The 4,642-nt window shown below is 62.6% G+C and carries 7 protein-coding genes; all 7 read left to right on the forward strand.

Annotation, left to right across the window (positions count from 1 at the left end; all coding sequences use genetic code 11):
• Positions 1-185 (forward strand): Asp-tRNA(Asn)/Glu-tRNA(Gln) amidotransferase subunit GatC (gene gatC / locus QZ266_RS08120; RefSeq protein WP_295693740.1); only part of this gene is annotated, 185 nt, incomplete at its 5' end.
• Between the two features lie 3 nt (positions 186-188).
• Entirely contained in the window at positions 189-1,664 is a 1,476-nt protein-coding gene (gene gatA / locus QZ266_RS08125) for an Asp-tRNA(Asn)/Glu-tRNA(Gln) amidotransferase subunit GatA (RefSeq protein ID WP_295693743.1), read from the forward strand.
• A gap of 30 nt (positions 1,665-1,694) precedes the next feature.
• Entirely contained in the window at positions 1,695-1,937 is a 243-nt protein-coding gene (locus QZ266_RS08130; RefSeq protein ID WP_295693745.1) for a hypothetical protein, read from the forward strand.
• Positions 1,930-2,187, forward strand: a complete 258-nt coding sequence (locus QZ266_RS08135; protein WP_295693748.1) for a hypothetical protein — start codon at positions 1,930-1,932, stop codon at positions 2,185-2,187. The genes QZ266_RS08130 and QZ266_RS08135 overlap by 8 nt, the downstream gene beginning before the upstream one ends.
• Complete coding sequence (locus tag QZ266_RS08140; RefSeq protein ID WP_295693751.1) at positions 2,174-2,452, forward strand: hypothetical protein; 279 nt, start codon at positions 2,174-2,176, stop codon at positions 2,450-2,452. The genes QZ266_RS08135 and QZ266_RS08140 overlap by 14 nt, the downstream gene beginning before the upstream one ends.
• Entirely contained in the window at positions 2,445-3,938 is a 1,494-nt protein-coding gene (gatB, locus tag QZ266_RS08145) for an Asp-tRNA(Asn)/Glu-tRNA(Gln) amidotransferase subunit GatB (RefSeq protein WP_295693752.1), read from the forward strand. The genes QZ266_RS08140 and gatB overlap by 8 nt, the downstream gene beginning before the upstream one ends.
• A gap of 564 nt (positions 3,939-4,502) precedes the next feature.
• A partial coding sequence (locus tag QZ266_RS08150; RefSeq protein ID WP_295693755.1) for a DUF559 domain-containing protein occupies positions 4,503-4,642 on the forward strand: 140 nt, incomplete at its 3' end.

Consider the following 4,642-nt stretch of genomic DNA (forward strand, 5'->3'; position numbering starts at 1 on the left):
TGAGCTGGATCGAGCAGCTCAATGAAGTGGATGTGGAAGGCGTCGAAGCGATGACCACGCCCGTGAAATTCCCGCTGCCGCAGCGTGAAGACGTGGTCACCGACGGCAATTGCCGCGACAAGGTCCTGGCCAATGCCCCGAAGTCCGATGAAGGCTTCTTCGTCGTCCCGAAATCGGTGGAGTAGGTCATGAGCGAGCTTTTCAAACTCACCCTGTCCGACATCACCGCCAAGCTGAAGGCGCGGGAGGTTTCCGCCGTGGAGCTGGCGACCGAGGGTCTGGCCCTGTGCGAAGCCGCGCAGCCCAAGCTGAATGCCTTCACCGCCTTTGACGCCGACAAGACGCTGGCCATGGCGAAGGCGTCGGACGAGAAGCTCGCCAGGGGCGAGGGTGGTCTCATCGAGGGCGCACCGCTGGCGATCAAGGATTTGTTCGCGGTCGAGGGCGTCGATACGGCAGCCTCCTCGAACATCCTCAAGGGCTTCAAGCCGACCTATGAGTCGAGCGTCACTGCCAAGCTCTGGGAGCATGGCGGGGTCTTCCTGTGCAAGACCTCGATGGACGAGTTCGCCATGGGCTCGTCGAACGAGACCTCGAATACCGGCCCGGTCAACAATCCCTGGAAAGGCCCGAATGGCGAGATGCTGACACCGGGCGGTTCCTCGGGTGGTTCGGCCGCCGCTGTGGCCGCCGATCTGTGCTTCGGCTCGACCGGCACCGATACCGGCGGATCAATCCGCCAGCCGGCCGCCTTCACCGGCACGGTCGGCGTGAAGGCCACCTATGGCCGGACCTCGCGCTGGGGCACGGTCGCCTTCGCCTCGTCACTTGATCACCCGGGTCCCTTTGCCAAGACGGTGAAGGATTCGGCCCTGATGCTGCAGGCCATGTCGGGCCATGACCCCAAGGATTCGACCTCGCTGCCGAATGACGTGCCAGACTTTGTTGCGGCGGTCGGGCAGTCGGTGAAAGGGCTTCGTATCGGCGTTCCCAAGGAATACCGGGTTGATGGCATGCCGGCCGAGATCGATGAGGCCTGGCAAAAGGGCATTGACTGGCTCAAGGCCGCCGGCTGCGAGATCGTCGACATCTCCCTGCCACACACCAAATACGCCCTGCCGGCCTATTACATCGTCGCGCCGGCGGAGGCCTCGTCCAACCTGGCCCGCTATGACGGCATGCGCTACGGCAATCGTGTCGACGGGACCAATCTCAACGCGACCTATGAAAACACGCGCGGTGCCGGTTTCGGCCATGAGGTCCAACGCCGCATCATGATCGGTACCTATGTGCTGTCGGCCGGCTATTACGACGCCTATTACCTGCGCGCCCAGAAGGTTCGCACGCGCATTCTCCAGGACTTCGAACAAGCCTTCGAGAAGGTCGATGCCGTGCTGACGCCGTCTGCCCCCTCGGCGGCCTTCGAGCTCGGCTCCAAGTCGGACGATCCGATCGCCATGTATCTCAACGACGTCTTCACCGTCACCGCCAATTTGGCCGGACTGCCAGCCATGTCGGTCCCGGCCGGTGTCGACAAGGACGGCCTGCCGCTGGGGCTTCAGATCATCACCCCGGCGCTGGACGAGGAAACCATGTTCAAGGTCGGTGCGGCGATCGAGGATTCGGCCGGCTTCGTCGCCAAGCCGGAGAATTGGTGGAGCTGATGACGGCGGGTCGGATCTGAGGCCGGATATATGGCGGGACGCTTTCTTCTGATCGCTGCCGGGGCACTCTTTGTGCTCGGCCTGCTGGTCGGATCGATGGCGTTCCTGGGAGTCGGGGTCGGCTTTGGCACGATTTTCGGGATCTGGGCCATCCGGACCGGGTTCGGGACGGCCTCGGGCCGGCAGATTGCCTCGGACCGGCTGACCAGCCGGGTCGCCGAGGCCAGGCGGCGACAAAAATGGCGTAGTGCCAGGGAGCAGGACGATGAGTGAGACGGAGAGCGGTGAATCCAAGCCCAATCGCGGCTTCATGATCATGATGGCTGTGCTGGGTCTCGCCTTTGGTCTGCCGACTGCCTATTCCGGCGGGGTCATGGTTGGCCAGGCTTTCGCAGGGGGCGCGTTTCCGGCCTTTGGCTTTATCGTCCAGCTGGCCCTCGGGCTGATGCTGGCCGGTTTCGGACTGGCGGCCGTCTGGGCCGTGGTGATGAGTTTCACGGGCAAGTCGAATGGCAAGGACTGAGCCTGCCCACCCGGCCATGAAGCTGGCGCGCCCGAGTTTTCTCGTCGGCGCCCTGCTGATCCTGGCTGCGGCAGTGATTTTCCGCGGCATTGTCCCGCTTGAGCCCCGCAATCTGTGGGCCGTGGTGTTGGTGGCGCCCGGGATCGGATTTGTGTTTTTCGGCCTGACCGTTGCCATGGCGGGCCGGGTATTGGTTGCGGCGATGAATACGCCGGAAGACGAGCGTCCCGGATGGGATGACGACGAGGAAGATCGAGATGAGTGATCACAGCTACATCCTGCCGGGCGCGACCGGTGACTGGGAAGTTGTCATGGGGCTGGAGATCCACGCCCAGGTGGTTTCCAATGCCAAGCTGTTCTCCGGAGCCGCTACCGCGTTTGGCGCGGCGCCGAATACGCAGGTCTCGCTGGTTGATGCGGCCATGCCGGGCATGCTGCCGGTGATCAATGCCAAGGTCGTCGAACAGGCGGTGCGGACGGGGCTCGGCCTCAATGCCCAGATCAATCTCTGGTCCCGCTTCGACCGCAAGAATTACTTCTACCCCGATCTGCCGCAGGGCTATCAGATCAGCCAGTTCCAATTCCCGATCGTCGGCGAAGGCGAGATCGAGTGCGAGCGCGATGATGGCTCGCGCTTCACCGTCGGTATCGAGCGCCTGCACCTGGAACAGGATGCTGGCAAGTCGATCCACGATCTTGATCCCAATTCGACCTATGTCGATCTGAACCGCTCCGGCGTCGCCCTGATGGAAATCGTCTCGCGCCCGCATATCCGCTCGCCTGAAGAAGCCTCGGCCTATGTCGCCAAGCTGCGCACCATTCTGCGCTATCTGGGCACGTGCGGCGGTGACATGGAGAAGGGTCAGCTGCGCGCCGATGTGAACGTGTCGGTCTGCCGCCCCGGCCAGTACGAGAAATTCCGCGAGACCGGTGATTTCAGCCATCTGGGCACGCGCTGCGAGATCAAGAACGTCAATTCGCTGCGCTTCATCCGCCAGGCGATCGAGTATGAGGCCCAGCGCCAGATCGACATCATCGAGGATGGCGGCAAGATCGACCAGGAAACGCGCCTGTTCGACGCCGGTACTGGTGTGACCCGGTCCATGCGGTCCAAGGAAGAAGCCCACGATTACCGCTACTTCCCCGATCCCGACCTGCTGCCGCTCGAGCTGCAGCAGACCTGGGTCGACGAGATCAAGGCCGGCCTGCCGGAACTGCCCGACCAGAAGCGCGCCCGCCTCGTCTCCGAACTCGGCCTGTCGGATTATGACGCTGCTGTCCTGTCGGCCGACAAGGATCGCGCCGATTATTACGAGATCGTCGCCGAGGGCCGTGACGCCAAGCTGGCCTCCAGCTGGGTCAATAACGAGCTCTATGGCCGCCTCAACAAGGAAGGTCTCGACATCACCGAAAGCCCGGTCTCGGCCGCGCAGCTGGGTGGTCTGATCGCCCTGATCTCCGATGACACCATCTCCGGCAAGATCGCCAAGGATGTGTTCGAGATCCTGTGGAGTGAGGGCGGCGACCCGGCAAAAATTGTCGACGAGAAGGGCCTCAAACAGGTCACCGATACCGGCGCCATCGAAGCCGTCATCGACCAGCTCATCGCCGACAATCCCGACCAGGCCGCCCAGGTCAAGGACAAGCCCAAGACGATGGGCTGGTTCGTCGGTCAGGTGATGAAAGCGATGCAGGGCAAGGCCAACCCGAAAGCGGTGAACGAGATTCTGCGGAAGAAGCTGCTGGGGTAGGGCGATGAGGCCCGTTAATGTGATTGCAGCGTTTGTGGGCCGGTCACTGGTATGGGTGTTGGCCGTTGTGATTGGCGCTGTCCTCGGGTTGGTCGCGATTGGGGCTGCGCCGGTGTGGGACGCAATTCAAGCGTCTCGTGTGTGCGACTCTGCTTTGGAGCTACGTGCTGCCGGTAATGGCATACAAGTGGTCACCGGCACTGGCTCCGTGACGGATTGGCGCGACGTGATTGAAGCCGCGCGGGATACGCAGGAGCGTTGCGTCTCTGTTCACATGACGGGAAGCGCAACCTTGGGGGATCACATACTGTTGCGAGACGCCGCCGACGCAAATGGCATTCGGTTGAGCATCGAGCGCGACGACTAGATTGTCGCATTGCCGACACCGGGATATCCCCCTCATCCGCGCTACGCGCACCTTCTCCTCAAGGAGAAGGAAAGGGTGTGAGCGTGGTCACATGGATAGTCGGTGATTTCGCGCTATCTAGGGGTACCCCACTTTCCCTCTCCCTTGGGAGAGGGTGGCCGCAGGCCGGGTGAGGGGGGAAGCCCGGAGCTTGCCGGATGCCACAATCCGTCCACAAAAACCGTCATCTTGCGCGGATCATGCGCAAGGGTCAGACACCGGCGGAAGCCTGTCTGTGGTCGCGATTGCGCAACCGCAATCTGCTGGGCGTCAAGTTCCGCCGACAAGTCCCCATCGG

Source organism: uncultured Maricaulis sp. (genome assembly GCF_905480005.1).
GTDB lineage: Bacteria > Pseudomonadota > Alphaproteobacteria > Caulobacterales > Maricaulaceae > Maricaulis.